The organism is Nostoc sp. (assembly GCF_036917815.1).
GTDB lineage: Bacteria > Cyanobacteriota > Cyanobacteriia > Cyanobacteriales > Nostocaceae > Nostoc.
In genome coordinates this window covers 48,494-63,837 of record NZ_JBALEK010000039.1, presented here as the reverse complement: position 1 = coordinate 63,837, position 15,344 = coordinate 48,494, and the positions used below count along the sequence as shown (strand labels likewise).

At 41.8% G+C, this 15,344-nt stretch carries 15 protein-coding genes and 2 pseudogenes; 9 read left to right on the top strand and 8 right to left on the bottom strand.

The window, feature by feature from the left end:
- Positions 1-84 precede the first annotated feature (84 nt).
- Positions 85-480 (top strand): annotated as a pseudogene (locus V7K97_RS11005) (ferritin-like domain-containing protein); the annotation flags it as partial.
- A 229-nt stretch (positions 481-709) separates the two neighbouring features.
- Positions 710-1,057, top strand: a complete 348-nt coding sequence (locus V7K97_RS11000; RefSeq protein WP_334800953.1) for a winged helix-turn-helix transcriptional regulator — start codon at positions 710-712, stop codon at positions 1,055-1,057.
- A gap of 277 nt (positions 1,058-1,334) precedes the next feature.
- Here V7K97_RS11000 and V7K97_RS10995 read toward each other — a convergent pair whose 3' ends face one another.
- The 3 genes from V7K97_RS10995 to V7K97_RS10985 all read right to left on the bottom strand — a co-directional run bounded on the left by V7K97_RS10995 (position 1,335) and on the right by V7K97_RS10985 (position 3,123).
- The gene (locus V7K97_RS10995) at positions 1,335-1,730 is read right to left on the bottom strand and encodes a salt stress protein, Slr1339 family (protein WP_334800952.1); all 396 of its coding nucleotides are present in this window, start codon (positions 1,728-1,730) and stop codon (positions 1,335-1,337) included.
- Positions 1,731-1,863: 133 nt separating this feature from the next.
- The gene (locus tag V7K97_RS10990; RefSeq protein ID WP_334800951.1) at positions 1,864-2,469 is read right to left on the bottom strand and encodes a vWA domain-containing protein; all 606 of its coding nucleotides are present in this window, start codon (positions 2,467-2,469) and stop codon (positions 1,864-1,866) included.
- A gap of 48 nt (positions 2,470-2,517) precedes the next feature.
- On the bottom strand, positions 2,518-3,123 hold the full coding sequence (locus V7K97_RS10985; protein WP_334800950.1) for a vWA domain-containing protein: 606 nt from the start codon (positions 3,121-3,123) through the stop codon (positions 2,518-2,520).
- A gap of 75 nt (positions 3,124-3,198) precedes the next feature.
- Here V7K97_RS10985 and V7K97_RS10980 point away from each other — a divergent pair, with 75 nt between their 5' ends.
- Together V7K97_RS10980 and V7K97_RS10975 are read left to right on the top strand one after the other, a co-directional pair.
- On the top strand, positions 3,199-3,375 hold the full coding sequence (locus V7K97_RS10980; protein ID WP_334800949.1) for a hypothetical protein: 177 nt from the start codon (positions 3,199-3,201) through the stop codon (positions 3,373-3,375).
- A gap of 301 nt (positions 3,376-3,676) precedes the next feature.
- Positions 3,677-6,442, top strand: coding sequence for a PAS domain S-box protein (locus V7K97_RS10975; protein WP_334800948.1), 2,766 nt, complete (start codon positions 3,677-3,679; stop codon positions 6,440-6,442).
- Positions 6,443-6,457: 15 nt separating this feature from the next.
- On the opposite strand, the gene obgE is transcribed toward V7K97_RS10975, so the two are convergent.
- Genes obgE through V7K97_RS10960 form a run of 3 tightly spaced genes read right to left on the bottom strand, consistent with a single transcriptional unit; the run spans position 6,458 to position 8,621 of the window.
- A complete protein-coding gene (gene obgE / locus V7K97_RS10970; RefSeq protein WP_334800947.1) occupies positions 6,458-7,486 on the bottom strand; it encodes a GTPase ObgE in 1,029 nt (342 codons plus the stop codon).
- Between the two features lie 35 nt (positions 7,487-7,521).
- Positions 7,522-7,896, bottom strand: coding sequence for a four helix bundle protein (locus V7K97_RS10965; protein WP_334800946.1), 375 nt, complete (start codon positions 7,894-7,896; stop codon positions 7,522-7,524).
- A gap of 47 nt (positions 7,897-7,943) precedes the next feature.
- Positions 7,944-8,621 carry a Mo-dependent nitrogenase C-terminal domain-containing protein gene (locus tag V7K97_RS10960; protein ID WP_334800945.1) on the bottom strand — a complete coding sequence of 226 codons (678 nt, stop codon included), beginning with the start codon at positions 8,619-8,621 and terminating at the stop codon, positions 7,944-7,946.
- 387 nt (positions 8,622-9,008) lie between these two features.
- Here V7K97_RS10960 and V7K97_RS10955 point away from each other — a divergent pair, with 387 nt between their 5' ends.
- The 5 genes and pseudogenes from V7K97_RS10955 (at position 9,009) to V7K97_RS10935 (ending at position 13,161) form a co-directional block, all read left to right on the top strand.
- Positions 9,009-10,109: a glutamate--cysteine ligase gene (locus tag V7K97_RS10955; RefSeq protein ID WP_334800944.1), complete on the top strand. Its 1,101-nt coding sequence runs from the start codon at positions 9,009-9,011 to the stop codon at positions 10,107-10,109.
- A 534-nt stretch (positions 10,110-10,643) separates the two neighbouring features.
- Positions 10,644-11,000 carry a hypothetical protein gene (locus V7K97_RS10950; RefSeq protein WP_334800943.1) on the top strand — a complete coding sequence of 119 codons (357 nt, stop codon included), beginning with the start codon at positions 10,644-10,646 and terminating at the stop codon, positions 10,998-11,000.
- Between the two features lie 444 nt (positions 11,001-11,444).
- Entirely contained in the window at positions 11,445-11,984 is a 540-nt protein-coding gene (locus tag V7K97_RS10945; protein WP_334800942.1) for a Dps family protein, read from the top strand.
- Between the two features lie 305 nt (positions 11,985-12,289).
- A pseudogene (locus V7K97_RS10940) lies at positions 12,290-12,722 on the top strand (ChaB family protein); the annotation flags it as partial.
- A 256-nt stretch (positions 12,723-12,978) separates the two neighbouring features.
- Positions 12,979-13,161, top strand: coding sequence for a CsbD family protein (locus V7K97_RS10935; RefSeq protein WP_334800941.1), 183 nt, complete (start codon positions 12,979-12,981; stop codon positions 13,159-13,161).
- Between the two features lie 123 nt (positions 13,162-13,284).
- Here the strand turns inward: V7K97_RS10935 and V7K97_RS10930 are convergent, their stop codons facing one another.
- Both V7K97_RS10930 and mutL read right to left on the bottom strand, forming a co-directional pair.
- The gene (locus V7K97_RS10930; RefSeq protein ID WP_334800940.1) at positions 13,285-13,431 is read right to left on the bottom strand and encodes a hypothetical protein; all 147 of its coding nucleotides are present in this window, start codon (positions 13,429-13,431) and stop codon (positions 13,285-13,287) included.
- Between the two features lie 108 nt (positions 13,432-13,539).
- Complete coding sequence (mutL, locus tag V7K97_RS10925; protein ID WP_334800939.1) at positions 13,540-15,270, bottom strand: DNA mismatch repair endonuclease MutL; 1,731 nt, start codon at positions 15,268-15,270, stop codon at positions 13,540-13,542.
- Positions 15,271-15,344: the final 74 nt, after the last annotated feature.

Here is a 15,344-nt window from a genome sequence, read left to right as displayed (position 1 = left end):
CTCCAGAATGAAGCAGGAAGTAAACGCTAAAGCTGTCTATAATTTTTCTCGCAAGAGTTTGGTTTAGCTAACTTTAGATAAGTTTTTCATAACGGCTATACCCAAGAACAGCTAAAACCTGCTGTTATTGACTGGGATGTGTTTATGGCTAGCACATACATTCTGGAATTAGATGCTAGCAAAGATTTTGCACGAATGGCGAAAGTATTACCTGATAATGAGCCAACCGCTCGTAATTTGAAGTTAGGAATGCTTTGTATTGCCCAAGATGAAACTGGACACGCTGCTTATCTCTACGAAGCGATGATGCGACGGATGTCTGCAACTAAAGTGCAAAAACTCGTGGATATGTGGCGAACCCGCAAGGTAAACACCTTGTTGTCAATGGTTGGCGGTATCCTCCAGCGTAACGGTGAAACGCGATCGCTAGTCCAAGATAGTGCGCCGTCGGAAATTGATTCTGAGTTGATAGCTACGTAATTATCGGTATCCTTGAGTATCTAACCCAAAACGATAATCTATTCCTGATTCCAGCAGATAGAGGACTAGTACAAGAAGGCAAAAGTAAAAAGGCAAAAGTAAAAAGAAAGAATGCTTATTTTGTAGGCTTTCTGGCTATTTAAAATGGTTGCTTTATTTCCGCCGTGTCGTACTAGTTAATATGAGCAAGTAGGCACTTAAAATTAAGGTACTTCCTACAAAAAAAACTATGAAAGCTGAAGCAGAAAACCGGCGCAGGCTGACTTGTGAAGTAGAAACTACCCTAAAGGTGATTGGTGGACGCTGGAAAGTTTTGATTATTAGAGAATTAATGACTGGCGTAAAACGGTTTGGTGAGTTGCAACGGGCTTTACCTGGAGTTACGCAAAAGATGTTAACCCAACAACTCAGAGAAATGGAGGAAGACGGCATTATCCATCGAGAAGTTTATCCTCAAATTCCACCCAAGGTAGAATATTCTTTAACGTCTTTAGGAGAAACTTTGCAACCAATTCTCTATGCTATGCATGAATGGGCTATTGAACATTTAGCTCGAACAAATCACCATCAATATTAGACTTCTTGCATAAATCAAAAAAAAGAACCCCACCCCGCCTTTAACTTACGTCAAAGTCTCCCCTCCCCGCAAGCTCTTAGGGGTTGGGGGTGGGGTGTTAGGGGACTTTTGCAAGAGGTCTATTGATTTAGAAACACGGATAGGTTCAGATCCCCGACTTCTTGAAGAAGTCGGGGATCTTCTTGATCGTAACTCCTGCACCGATTGCTACAGGTAATAAATAATAATTGCTAACTTATAATTTTCGCTAGCAGATTTCTCCGAATTACGAATTATTTTATTCGTTGCTTCTTAAATATTCAATGGCAGCCTCTAATTTTGAGGAGTAACTTTCAGCAAACCTTTCAAACCAAAGTCCCTCGGATGAAAGTGGATCTACTTTGGCTAACCATTCTTTCGCTTGAACTTTCAAAGCTTCTAATTGTTTGGCTTTGAGTTGCTCTTGACGAATTCGTTCCTGTTCTAATTCTTGCTGTTTTTTTAATTCAATAACAGCATCCTCTTTGGCAAAATCAGCCTGAACTTCTGCCAAAAGGTTATCTATGAAAGACGCCGACTTTGGCGGTGGTGGGATAAAAGATTTGGGTGTAGCTGATTTTGACTGCTGCTGTTCTGGTTGTACTTCTTTGTATTCAGTTTGGAGTTGAGCTAACAGCTTATCAATGGAATCCATTTTGGCAATTCCTCTAAATGTTATAGCTAGTACGACACGGCGGAAATAAAGCAACCATTTTAAATAGCCAGAAAGCCTACAAAATAAGCATTCTTTCTTTTTACTTTTGCCTTTTTACTTTTGCCTTCTTGTACTAGTCATTAATGGCATTGAGTAGCACTTCTGATAAACTCAAATCTTCCATATCTTCCATAGTAATGGTGTCACAGATATCAAACTTTGCACCAGCTCCTTGGAGTTCATCGTCTAAGACTTTCAGAAAACGGGTAGCTTGTGGATCTGTGCCGACTTGAATGAAAGAAATGGCTAATTCTTCATCTCGATCGATGCGGCGAGAAGCTTCAATAATTACCCTCATAACTGCTTTGCGATCGTCCGGTTCACCATCAGTAACCACTAAAATTGTTTCACCATTTGGCTTTGTTTGACCGGCTGCTTTGCGTTGAAGGTAATCATCAGTTGCGTGTTTTAACACACCTGCCAAGTCAGTTGTCCCAGAGGGATCATTTTCTCGGAAAATTTGCGGTACTATGCTGGATGTCACATTTTCGTATCGCTTAAATTTACCAGAAAATACATAAATAGTGATGCCATCTGGGTCAAATTGCTCACACTTACTAGCTAAAGCTAAAGTAGATTCCTGGGCTGCAACCCATCTAGTTCTACCACCCTTTTGATCTTGGGTTGCCATGCTGCCGCTTTTGTCGATAATCAAGGTATAGTCACGATTTTCTAGCATTATTCAATTCTCCAGTTAAGAATTACTAGACTATGGGCGATCAACACATTAGTCAGTTATTGCGTTCGTCAATACATCTACAAGGCTCATTTCTTCTAAGTCATCTAAAGTGACGGTATCACAAATATCAAATTTAGCGCCGACACTTTGTAATTGGTCATCCAAAGCTTTGAGGAACTTAGTTGCTTGGGCATCTGAACCTACTTGGATGATCGAAATTCCTAATTCTTCATCACGTTCCATCTGGCGAGTAGCATGAATGATGACTTCAAACACAGCTTTGCGATCGTCTGGTTCACCATCGGTGATGACTAAAATTGTCTCTCCATTTGGCTTGCTTTTACCGGCTGCTTTGCGTTGAAAGTAGTTATTGAGTGCATCCTGGAGTACACCTGCTAAGTTTGTCGTGCCAGCAGGGTCATTTTCGAGAAATATCTGGGCGACTTTGGCTGAGGTGACATCATCGTAGCGTTTAAATCTACCAGAAAATACGTAAAGGGTGATGCCATCGGGGTCAAACTGTTCGGCCTTTCTGGCCAAGGCGAGTGTAGATTCTTGGGCGATCTCCCATCTACTTCTACCACCCACTTGATCGGGTGTGGACATACTACCGCTTTTGTCAATGATTAATGTGTAGTCGCGATCGCCCATCATAATCTGCCTCTGATTGTTACCCTGTGGTTCTAGTCTAATCTACCAATTTGACGATACCGCAAGCATTTTAAGGTTTTGTATCAATTATGGTACGCCATAGTTGAGGAATGCGTTGGCGTAGACCGCAGCAGGCATCGCCAAGCGAAAGAACAAAATCTTCCCAGTCCCCAAAACTTAGAGATTGCTTTGGTTGTTGCAACCGTATTGAGTCTGGGAATAATAAATACTACTCATGCTGACACACAGAGCTAAATAAACTTATATCTTGCACTAGGCGACTAGAAGTCGCGGCTACACGAGACTTTACCTGCCTCCGCAGGTTGAAAAGCCTTGATTTGCGTTAGTCCGCGTAGGCGGACGAGAGTTTGTATAGCCGTGATTTCTAATCGCTAGGGCTAGGTGCAAGATGTGAGTAAACGTGAGTTCGACAAACCTCTCCCTGTCTTGAACTTTCGTTCAAGTCTGTCCCTTTCCGACTCGGAGAGGGACGGTTTTGTGTAGTAAAACCAGGGAGAGATTTCTTTATTGCTCAATTTTAAAGATAAATTCGGGTATGAACCATCCTAGATTCTTAGATAATCCCGCGCCAAAACCAAACACACAGCAGCAAAACTTCTCCCTGGCGTTTCTGCATCAGATGATCAATGGCATATCTGACCCGATTTTTGTCAAAGATCGTCAACATTGCTGGGTATTACTTAATGATACCTACTGTGATTTCGTCGGTCATAGCCGAGAAGAATTAATTGGTAAGTCAGACAATGATTTTTTTCCGCAAACAGAAGTTGATGTGTTTCGGCAAAAAGATGAACTGGTTTTCACCACAAATATTACTAATGAGAATCAGCAGCTTCTTACCGATGATCGGGGTATAGTCCATCTCATCTCTACAAAAAAGTCTTGCTTTGAGGATGAGACTGGTAATAAATTTCTGGTGGGTAGTATTCGAGACATCATTTTACAAAATGATATCGCCAAAGAAGTTCTGGATGTGAATGGCAGAGTTACTGATATTACTGAACTCATGCAAAGCTGTGAGGCACATCGAGAAACCCTAGAAGAACTGCGTCAACAAAACGAACAACTAACGTGTGACATCACCGAACAGCAAGCCATACTGCGCGATATCTCCGACGAGCTTTGCTTACACCAGCAAGCGGATGAAGATATACACCGCATTAATGCTTTACTCCAGGCTCAACAAGAAGCTGCGATCGACGGAATTCTGATTATTGATGAAAATCGCACAGTTGTATCATTTAATCAGAAATTCTCCCAGTTATGGCAAATTCCTGCGGCACTGTTCCAAACACGCGACTCTCGCCAACCCCTGGGATGGGTACTAGACCAACTAATCAATCCAGACGAATTTCTAGCTAAGGTGGAGTATCTTTATCAGCATCCAGATGAAAGCAGCCGTGATGAAATTTTCCTGAAGTCTGGAAAGATTTTTGACCGCTATTCTGCACCCGTGCGTAAACAGCAAGGAGCTTATGGTGAGACATCACCTTTAGGAGACTATTACGGTAGAATTTGGTATTATCGCGACATTACCGAATACAAGCAAGCAGAGGCAGAACTTAGGGCTTCACAGCAAAGGCTGGCGTTGCTGGTTGAACAAACACCTTTAGCCATTATTGAATGGAATTCCAACTTTGAGGTTCAAACATGGAATCGAGCAGCAGAAAGAATCTTTGGATACACCACAGAGGAAATGCTGGGGAATAGTTTTGAAATCATAGTACCTGAAAACGCCAGAAAGCACGTAAAAGAGATTATCACCGCCCTATTAACCCAACAAGGAGGAAGTTTTAGTGTCAACGAGAACGTCACTAAAGATGGTAGGACGATAGTCGGTGAGTGGTATAACAACCCATTAGTGGCTCCTGATGGCCAGGTGATTGGCGTTGCTTCAATGGTGCTGGACATCACAGAACGCAAACGTGCCGAAGAGGAACAGCAAAAATTTGTAGCATTGGTTGAAAACAGTAGTGACTTTATTGGCATTTCTTCAATGGAAGGGCAAGTTGTCTATGTAAACCCTGCCGGACTCAAGATGCTGGGACTTAGTAGCCTGGAAGCAGCCAAAACCAAGCCAGTGGCTGATTTTCATTCACCAGAAGCTTTTGCAGAGTTTCAACAACAAATTTTTCCTTTGATGTTTCAACATGGTTTTTGGCAAGGGGAGTTTCGCCATAGACATTTTCAAACGGGCATAGAAATTCCTACTGATTGCAGCCTGTTTATCGTTAAACATCCTGAAACAGGAGAGCCTTTCTGTCAAGTAGCTGTTGCTAGGGACATTACAGAACGTAAACAAGCCAAGGAAGCCCTGCTAAAGTCGGAAGCGCAACTACGACAACAAGCCGAAGAACTCAAAGAAACACTCCGCGAACTTCAACGCACCCAGACTCACTTAATTCAAAGTGAAAAGATGTCCAGTTTGGGTCAACTAGTCGCAGGAGTGGCACACGAAATCAACAACCCGGTCAATTTTATCTATGGCAACCTGACTCCCGCGAAGGAATACACCCAAGATTTACTTTCACTTTTGCAACTCTACCAAGGTCATTATCCTGAAACTGTGCCAGAAATTGAGGATTTTTCAGAACAAATCGAACTGGAATTTTTGAAATCAGATTTGCCACAAATAATCAGCTCAATGAAAGTTGGGGCAGACCGGATTCGGGAGATTGTGCTTTCTTTGCGAACTTTTTCGCGCTTGGATGAAGCCGAAATGAAAGCTGTTGATATCCATGAAGGAATTGATAGTACTCTGATGATTTTGCAAAGCCGCCTCAAGGGTAATGACCAACGCCTGACGATTGAAATCATCAAAGAATACGGCAAACTACCTCTAGTTGAATGTTACGCTGGGCAGCTAAATCAAGTATTCATGAATATTTTGTCAAATGCGATCGATGCAATTGAAGAGTCATTAGTCATTAGTCATTTGTCATTAGTAAACAACACTGAACAAAGGAAAAATGACCAAGAGAGAAGTCTAAGCAAAGGCTTAGAACTTCAAAGACAAATGACTTCTCCCCAGATTCATATTCGTACCCAACTACAGGAGCCAAATCAGGTAACAATTAGGATTGGCGACAACGGATTGGGGATACCAGAAGATGCTAAAAAACAACTATTTGACCCCTTCTTTACCACCAAGCCCATCGGCAAAGGTACGGGGATGGGGCTTGCTATTAGCTACCAGATCATTACAGAAAGACATGGCGGTTCTTTAGAATGTATTTCGCCGCCAAAACAAGGTGCTGAGTTTGTGATTAAGATTCCCCTGATCCAGGATACATCAACATAATGCGTCATTATTTGGTCAGCTAAATACCTCAACTTCTTCAGGAACCTTGATTTGGTCGAGAATTCCCCAAATTTCCTGTAACATCGGCTCTAACCCGGTGCGGGTAACTGCTGAAATCACAAAAACTGGAGCGTAAGAGAGATGATTAAGTTGGGTAGCTAACGCCTCTAAATCGACAGTTTCCCGATCAACTGCATCAATTTTGTTCAGCGCCAAAATTTGCGGACGTTCTGCTAAACCCTGTCCATAAGCTTGTAATTCTTGCTTGATTGTGTTATAATCCTTCACCACATCATCACTTGTGGCATCAATCAAGTGAAGTAGTACCCGCGTGCGCTCAATGTGGCGCAAGAAATCATGTCCCAGCCCAGCCCCGTGAGCTGCTCCCTCAATTAGTCCAGGAATGTCAGCGAAAACAGTACCATCACCCGTAGGTTTTCGCACTACACCCAAATTTGGGATGAGGGTAGTGAAGGGGTAGTCGGCAATTTTGGGACGTGCAGCTGATAAAGATGAAATCAGAGTGGATTTACCAGCATTTGGTAAGCCAATAATCCCCACTTCTGCCAAAAGTTTTAACTCCAGACGCAGCTGCTTTATTTCCCCTGGTAATCCGGGGAGAGCGTATTCTGGGGCGCGGTTACGGTTACTCAAAAAATACTGATTTCCCAGTCCGCCTTTACCACCTTGGGCAATCAGCAAAGTCTGCTTAGGCTCAATTAAATCACCCAGCAATTCGCCAGTTTCAGCATTATAAATGGTTGTACCACAGGGAACTTCGATAATTAAATCCTTTCCTGCTGCTCCAGTGCAGTTCTTTGGCCCGCCACGAGTCCCTTTTTCTGCCTGAAAGCGATGATTATATCTGAAGTCCAGCAAGGTTTGTAGGTTTTCATCGGCAACAAAAAATACCGAACCGCCTCGCCCCCCATTACCACCAGAGGGACCACCAGTGGGCACGTACTTCTCTCGCCGGAAGGCGACAATCCCATCGCCGCCTTTACCAGCTTCAATTTCAATTTTTGCTTGGTCGATAAATTGCATAGTTTAGTTATTAGTCATTAGTCATTTGTCATTGGTCATTTGTCATCTGTAACATTGCCAATTGATTTTAGGTAGGCGTTTAATTGAGGTGCTAAGTCATTAATGATTAGCTTGAGTGCCTCTACCTGTTGATCTGTTAACAGATTACGACTATATGCTCGTCTTAGCCAGTGTTGAGTTTCATATAAAGATCCTCTTGCTATTCTGACAAATCGCCGATTGTCTTGATAACTCCCTCGTCCTACCCCTTCTGCTATGTTGGCACCAATACTATCGGCTGAACGGATAATCTGTTTACCTACTGTATCTTGTGGCAATGACTCCCATCTATTAACAATTTTCCAGATGTCGTCAGCTAATCGTTCTGGCAATTGATAAACCCGTAATTCTTGAAACCTCCTACTTGACATTATCCTTCTTAACCAATGACTAATGACTAATGACCAATGACTAATGACTAAATATATGGTGAAATATCTTCACCGCATTTATCTGCCAGATAGGAAAGGGCGCGGAAACGTAAGCCCACCAGTTGTTCATACAATGGATTAATTTTACACATGGGCGGGATATGGACAATCTTGCGTCCAAATAAGGTGACATCCCGCTCAAAGGGACACTGGGAGGGAATCATTTTACACAAAAAACGGGCTACTCTTGGGTCTTGGATATCTAGCCCATCCAGCCAGTCTCGCAGGGGGTGTAGTGCATTAATTTGACGCTTTGTAAGTTCAGTTGTGAGGGTAGTGGGGGTACTTTGTTGTGGGTGTTCCAGGGTGTGGCGAAGGGCTTCCAGTAAGTTATTTGGCTGTTCCAAGGCTTGGCAGAACTGTTGCATAACCTCATCTTCGCAGTGAGAATAGATACCATCTGCGATCGCTACCATCACCGCTGTCCTTAAAAAATTTTCCGATGCTGGCGTACCTTTAGCCAACACTGCGGCTAATTCCTCTGGGGTAATTACCTCTAGTGAGTCCCATTTAATCCCAAGAGCTAATTCATCTTTAGTGATGCTGGCAATTAATTCCTGTTCTTGAGCATCAAAATTACCATCTGCCCAAGCGATGGTGAGCAGTCCACGCAACCAAGCGGCAATCTGTTCGCTGCTGTAGGGGGATTGAACGGTACTTGTCATAAACTCACGTCTCAAGCTTTCCTCAGTCAATACTAAGCTATCCTACCCAGTGACTATGAAGATAGTGGGGGCAGCACAGAAAAATAAACCAGAGAAGTTTTCAAATTGCAATAGTCGGTCTTAGGGTAAAATCCATCTGGGAGTGTTATTCATAATTTTTATACTTAAAGTAAATTTGATTGGAGTCTCTCAAATATTGATAAGATTCAAGACTGGAATTCGCCCTACACAATGACGGAAGTTTGTAAGTATGCGAACCTGCCAGCTAAATATCGCCGACGTTTTTCACTAATGAATCGTTTACTGATGTTACTTCCTCCTCTGTAGAATTCCTATCACTTGGCATTGGTTAGATTAGGTTAAATATAAGCAATTAAGGTATATATAATGTTTTTCTTTGGCATTGAGCATGAAGTCGCTTTCCTCAACAAAGAAGGAAAGTTTGCTGATTTTTCACACACAAAATTTGCTGATTTCAATCAAATTATTGAAAGGCTACCTACATACCCCAGCGACTATCCTCAACTACGCGTCGGCGATGCGGGTATTAAGATGAAGAGATGGTACATTGAGGGATTTGAAAGATTTGCAGATTCAGACCAGGTGATAGACTGTCATGTTAAAGGTATTGAAATTAGAACAACTATACATTCTGATATTCAAGGCGCTATTACTGAATTATCAGAAAGTTTTCACTTGCTACGTGAGGTTGCTGCTAACTTTGGTTTCTCACCAGTTTTGGTTAGTTTTAATCCCTATAATCCGGTTTTTGAGCCTCAACCCCCGTTAAATGATTATGAAATCAAACAGTTAGAGGCTTATCCTGACGAGCAAACTGCTAATATTCACATGGTGTCTTATGGGCCAGATTTAAATATTTCATTGGCAGATTTGTCTCCTGAAGATGTGATTGATATTGGCAAAAAGTTAACTTATTACAGTCCCTATATCGTCCCTTTTAGTTATAGCTCCCCTTTTTATCAGGGAGGTTTATGGGATGGGCTATCGGTACGAACATTTATCAGAACCGGAAAAAGACCAGCAGCTCTAGTTTTTATTGAGAAACAGGAACAACTGATTAATAGCATACCTTCCTTGACAAAAATCGCCCGCATTCCGGCGGAAGTGGGACGCATTGAATTTAAAGCTTGTGATAGTTGTGATGATTTTTTAATCTATGCGGCTTTACTGACATTATTGAAAGGTTTGGTGTTAGATAAAACCTTGCTGGGTAGAGTAACTGTGCCAGATGCAGGGTTACACCAACTTTCTGCAAAAGAAGGGTTTGAAAATGAGGATATTTTTGAGAATGCGACAAAAGTATTGCAAGCAGCTGAAGTTGCTTTGGGAGATGATCCAGATGTTCATTTTTTGACGCCACTAAAAGTGCTGCTGGCGAAACGAAAAACCAGATCCCACGAATTAATAGCAATGTTCCATCACCTAAGTTCAATACAAGAGGTAATAAGGCAGACTTATCAACTTTAAAGGAAATATTCATTTTCCCCCTTTTGAAAAGGGTTTAGGGTGGATATTTACATAAATTAATACTTTACAAATGTCTTCTTAGGTGCATAGTCTTTAAATTCCTTTGATTGGATAAAGTCGAACTAACTGAACATACATACTAGAGCCATTAATCTGCCAAAACTATCTATATTAAGTCGATATATCTAGCGACTGATTTTATTACAACTACAGACGTAGGAAAGTTCATTCTAGAGATTGATGCAGACATTAGCGTTTTCAAAGTAAAAGTATAAATAAGCAAACCGGAAACGAAGAATTTCAATATGTAATTATTTTGCTAAAAAGTTAAGGTGGTATTTACTTATTATCCCTGACTAATTCGATGCAGAAATACAAAGACAATTTCTTCGCCAGGTTCGTTTCTCAAGAACTTCCAGATTGAAGCGGAGCTTACTAGTTTTATTGTTGCTAAAGTTTGCTAAATAATACTTATGAGCATCGGCTCTTTTGGTGAAGGTTCTACGTTGTTATAGCTGTTATCGAGGATTTCAAATGAAAACTGTTGCTTCTGTTTTATCTATCTTCCGTCCAGTACGTTTTCTAGTTGTGGCTTTTACTTGTGCCTTAATATTATTATCTAATGCTTTTCCTGCTTTTGCAATCGATAGCTACCAAAGTAATCCCAAAGAAGGTACTACGCAACTGCTTGATATTCAGCGCAAAACTGACAAAGCCGCTACAGAACCACCAGCTGGATTGGAAAAGGTTCAAGAGGAGTCCAACAAAGGACTAAATGAGGTTCAGGGAGATGCTGATATTGACAAGCAGAAGCGTCCTGAAAATTCACAGAGTGCAACTTCATCGGAAGAAAATGTAAAGAATTTCTTGGAGAAAATTACAGGTAAATAGTTATAGCAATCTTATTTGATTTTTGAAAGTCACGAGACTTAGAACCCCAAATTCTTAGAGAATTCGGGGTTCTCGTTAAGTAGGGCTATAGGATTACTATTTGATTTTTGAACAACACGTAGGGTGTGTTATCGCCGAGAGTACGGCACCATTTCCAAGGGTTTGGTGCGTCTGACTAAAGTCAGAACGCACCCGACAAATACTTAATTTTTTTCCAGAAATCAAACCGGATTCCTATATAATAGCTTGGGAATTTTTCGGTAGTAAAATAAATATAGCTCATCGTTAAATTATCTATCGCCTAAACAATACTACCTATTAAGGTATAGGTAAAAATATGTAATGTGATAATTAATTTAAACTCATAATGTTTCCTTTGGTTGATGTGGATTATGTGGATAATTTGGGATATTAATAAATAAGTTTGCTTAGGGATGGAAAACAATGCGTTCGATAAACATTGGTTTGACAGACGAACAGCGTCAAGGTGTAATTAATCTGTTGAATCAAGATTTGGCAGATGCCTATCTACTATTGGTTAAAACCAAAAAGTACCACTGGGATGTAGTCGGCCCTCAGTTTCGCTCTTTGCACCAGCTTTGGGAAGAACACTACCAAAAGTTGACTATAAATATTGATGCCTTGGCAGAGCGGGTTCGTGCTTTGGGTGGTTTCCCAGTTGGCACATTGGAGGGATTTCTCAAGATTGCTAGCCTGAAGGAACATGCTGGTAATGTGCCCACAGCAACGGGGATGGTAGCTAATCTAGTGGATGATCACGAGCAGGTTATTCGCAACTTAAGAGACCATGTAGATCAGTCTGGTGAAAAGTTCCACGATCAGGGAACTGCTGACTTTCTGACTGGACTCCTGGAAGAACATGAGCAAATAGCTTGGATGCTGCGTTCATTTATTGAAGGGGAAGCATTAGATCCAGATGGTAGACAGCCAGCAGAAAAGGCTAAGACTCCTGTAGGTGTCTAGCTATAACGTCTGAATTGAGGATGGCTGTATGTGAAACCAGTTGAGGGAAGATTGATTCTTCCTATTCAGTTAGCGATATTTTGCCCTGTAATATCCTCCTAACCCCTTTAAAAAGGCTTGCTCTAATTGCCTCTTTTTTAAGTAGGGTTAGGGCGTGTTTTCAAAGTCTTAGATCCCCCCAGCCCCCTTAAAAAAGGCTTGCTCAAAATCTCTTAAAGTCCGCATTTTTTAAGAGGGACTTAGGGGGATATAAAAAATTATGAGACTAAACGAGTAGTTTGAAAACACGCTCTAGGGAGAATCAAGTGTTGCTGGGGGCTGCTAGTGGAGCGAAGGCAGATAGTGCAGGTGCCGTTGGGAATGCCAGAGGATAAAGCGGCTATCTACCAAACTCGCCTACAAGCTGGCGAATTTTTCGTAATGGCAGAAGTTCCGAGCGATCGCACTGGCGAATTTCAATTGCTGCTCGAAAGCGCTGGGGGCGAAGAAATTCACACAATTGAAAAAACTCTGGCTCGTTCTTGTTCTGGACAGTGCAACAGCCCAGAAGACTTGTCTCCTGAAGTTCGCGCTCATCTTTCTGATGAAGCTCAGAGTACATTTATTGAGCGCTATAATGCTGTACTCAATGAGAGAAGTGACGAGTTTACGGCTGAACAAGCTGCTTGGGAGACTGTTCACCAGCAATATGATGAAGATGATAATGGTATCTGGTCTAAAGCTAAAGTCAAAGCTTAAACTATTACGCGTTAGCAATAATATATCTTTGCGTGAGTAATCTCACGCTCTAGGGGCGCACATCTGTAGCCCCTGATGAAATTTATGATATATTGATATGATATTTTTTTACCTGGCGTGTTCCTGTGACACCCCGTATCTATCTTAGGTTAAGGTAAGTTACTAAATTATTCTATCGCTTGATAGAAGTAAAAAACAATACACCACTGTTAGTTTATGTAATAGCTGAATCAACTACAAGCTGCAAATAAAAACCATGAGCGTCGAAAAAAGAGTAGAAGCTACTGCAAAAAATATTGAAGGGAAAATTCAAGAGGTTGTGGGTGAAATAACCGGTAATCCACAAGAGAAAGCTGAAGGACAAGCAAAGCAAGCTGAAGCCCAAGTTGCTCACACTGTCGAAAACATTAAAGACGAACTTAAGAAAGTTGTAGACTAATTTAGCTTGTGCAGTGCAAATAGCAATACTAGCGATGATTCATTAGTAATATTCTCACATTAATTACTCCACTAACTTTGAGCAAGTGGAGTTTTTGTATTTGCCTAAAACAATAAAATTATTTCACCTATTCTTTTGAAGAATATCAATTATTTTGTTAACTGTTGGCATTTTCCACCATCTGATTATCTCAATTCCTTCACCTAACCATTCTCTAAGACGATAAATATATGCTATGGCATCTACTACCTGCCCTATATTATCTTCCATTTATCTCTCCAATTTCGTGCTTGTTATCTTATACCAATTCTGTATGAAGATGCGCTAAACATGTTTAAGTACAGCTTTTTTAGTTATTGTAATGTGTCACCTGAAATATCAAATTCCATGACTTTTACCAATTACCCAATTACGCCGGAAAAACCGAGCTAAAGCTGATTCTTCTAAGGATAGATAAATTGGGCGTCCGTGGGGACAGGTGCGGGGGTTGCGTGTGCGTTGCCAATCATCTAAAAGTGTTTGCATTTCTTGGTGATTCATGGGTGTACCATTACGAATGGCACTGCGACAGGCGACGGCTACTTGGGCTGTTTGTAAGTCGCCTCCCCAACTAAGTTCTAAAATTGCTTCTGCACAATCGTCTCGTTGCTGCAAAGGTGCGGGGATGTTTCGGACTGCCCAAAGTTGTTCGCCAAAGGGTTCTATTTCTAAGCCGATGCGTTGCAGTTGCAATACTTGCGCTGGCGATAATTGATAAAGAATTATTGGTGGTTCGACGGGGACAAGTTGCCAATCATCACACAATTTCTCATACAAAACTCGCTCATGGGCAATATGCTGTTCTACTAACCACATCCCACCTGAATGTTCCGCCACAATATAGGTGTTGCTAACTTGAGCGACAGCTTTTAAAGAGTTAGGAGAGACGCGATTAATCGCGTCTGTACAAGAGTTAGGAGTTTTTTGATCTTCGTTGGGATTTTGAGGATGGAAATTGTAACCGCCTTTGGCTTCTGCGGCTTTGAGTAATTTACTAACTCGTGTTGTATGGACAGCTTCTTTGAGATTGCTTGAAGAGATGCTGAGGGCTTGGTTAATTGCTTGGGTAATTTGCTCTTGCCAATAAATGATTTCGTTGAGGTAAATTTCTGTTTTTGCTGGATTGCGATTCCAGTTAATTTGATCGGGCGAAATGGCAAGATGTAAGAAACAAATTGGATAGCGATCGCGTGGTAATGTTCTGTGAAATGCTGATAATATGGTTTGCTCTAGTTCCGGTGTCTTAACCATCCTGCCGTTAATGGCTACACGTACCCAATCTGGACGATGACGATGAGCGCGATCGGGTAATCCTACCACTAAATTTAGTGAGGAGTGGGGAGAGACGCGATTAATCGCGTCTGTACAGTTTGGTGGGTTGGGTATTTCGAGTTTCACTTCTTGCAAGTCACCTTGTCGGACTTGCGGTAAAATCTGCGGTAGTAGTTGCCCTGTTGTGGCGGCGGGACAGATGGTGAACCATTGACGATCATTTTGCCAAATCTGCCAGGTGACGTGAGGATGACACAGGGCGATTTGGTGAATTGTGGCTTGCACAGCTTTCATTTGCTGTGCTGTTGTGGGTAATCCCTGACGACGAGATGAGCAATTGCCGAAAAGATGAGAAACTGTAACTACAGTACCAGGTGCGATCGCAGTTGCTTCAACTTGCACAACTTCCCCACCATCGCCATAAATCATTCGCCATCCTAATTTTCCACCCACAGGACGACTCAAAATTTCTAAATCTGCCAGAGTCGTCAAACTGTGCAACGCCTCACCACGAAACCCCAAACTGTTAATTTTCCATAAATCGGCACTAGAGCGAATTTTACTCGTGCTGTGGGCTGTGGCTGCTTGTTGCAAATCATCTAGGTTCATTCCATAACCATTGTCTGCCACACGAATTCGCCACTGCTGCGGCCACAGAGAAACCACAATTCGTGTTGCACCTGCGTCTAGGGAATTTTCTACCAATTCCCGCACCACAGAAGCTAAAGAGTCGATTACCTCTCCAGCTGTAATGAGATATACGACTTCTGTTGGTAGAGCTTGAATAGTAGATGCCATAAGTTCTAGTTTATAGCTTCTGGGCGCGGGGGAAGATGGGGAGGCTAATTTATGATAAATTTTTAGTAAAAGCT

Excerpts from the sequence above, each read along its gene's own strand:
- V7K97_RS10930 (WP_334800940.1), bottom strand. The coding sequence starts at position 13,431 with ATGGAAGATAATATAGGGCAGGTAGTAGATGCCATAGCATATATTTAT.
- V7K97_RS10990 (WP_334800951.1), bottom strand. The coding sequence starts at position 2,469 with ATGCTAGAAAATCGTGACTATACCTTGATTATCGACAAAAGCGGCAGC.
- V7K97_RS10950 (WP_334800943.1), top strand. The coding sequence starts at position 10,644 with ATGAAAACTGTTGCTTCTGTTTTATCTATCTTCCGTCCAGTACGTTTT.
- V7K97_RS10975 (WP_334800948.1), top strand. The coding sequence starts at position 3,677 with ATGAACCATCCTAGATTCTTAGATAATCCCGCGCCAAAACCAAACACA.
- V7K97_RS10985 (WP_334800950.1), bottom strand. The coding sequence starts at position 3,123 with ATGATGGGCGATCGCGACTACACATTAATCATTGACAAAAGCGGTAGT.
- V7K97_RS10945 (WP_334800942.1), top strand. The coding sequence starts at position 11,445 with ATGCGTTCGATAAACATTGGTTTGACAGACGAACAGCGTCAAGGTGTA.
- V7K97_RS11000 (WP_334800953.1), top strand. The coding sequence starts at position 710 with ATGAAAGCTGAAGCAGAAAACCGGCGCAGGCTGACTTGTGAAGTAGAA.
- obgE (WP_334800947.1), bottom strand. The coding sequence starts at position 7,486 with ATGCAATTTATCGACCAAGCAAAAATTGAAATTGAAGCTGGTAAAGGC.
- mutL (WP_334800939.1), bottom strand. The coding sequence starts at position 15,270 with ATGGCATCTACTATTCAAGCTCTACCAACAGAAGTCGTATATCTCATT.
- V7K97_RS10955 (WP_334800944.1), top strand. The coding sequence starts at position 9,009 with ATGTTTTTCTTTGGCATTGAGCATGAAGTCGCTTTCCTCAACAAAGAA.
- V7K97_RS10935 (WP_334800941.1), top strand. The coding sequence starts at position 12,979 with ATGAGCGTCGAAAAAAGAGTAGAAGCTACTGCAAAAAATATTGAAGGG.
- V7K97_RS10965 (WP_334800946.1), bottom strand. The coding sequence starts at position 7,896 with ATGTCAAGTAGGAGGTTTCAAGAATTACGGGTTTATCAATTGCCAGAA.
- V7K97_RS10995 (WP_334800952.1), bottom strand. The coding sequence starts at position 1,730 with ATGGATTCCATTGATAAGCTGTTAGCTCAACTCCAAACTGAATACAAA.
- V7K97_RS10960 (WP_334800945.1), bottom strand. The coding sequence starts at position 8,621 with ATGACAAGTACCGTTCAATCCCCCTACAGCAGCGAACAGATTGCCGCT.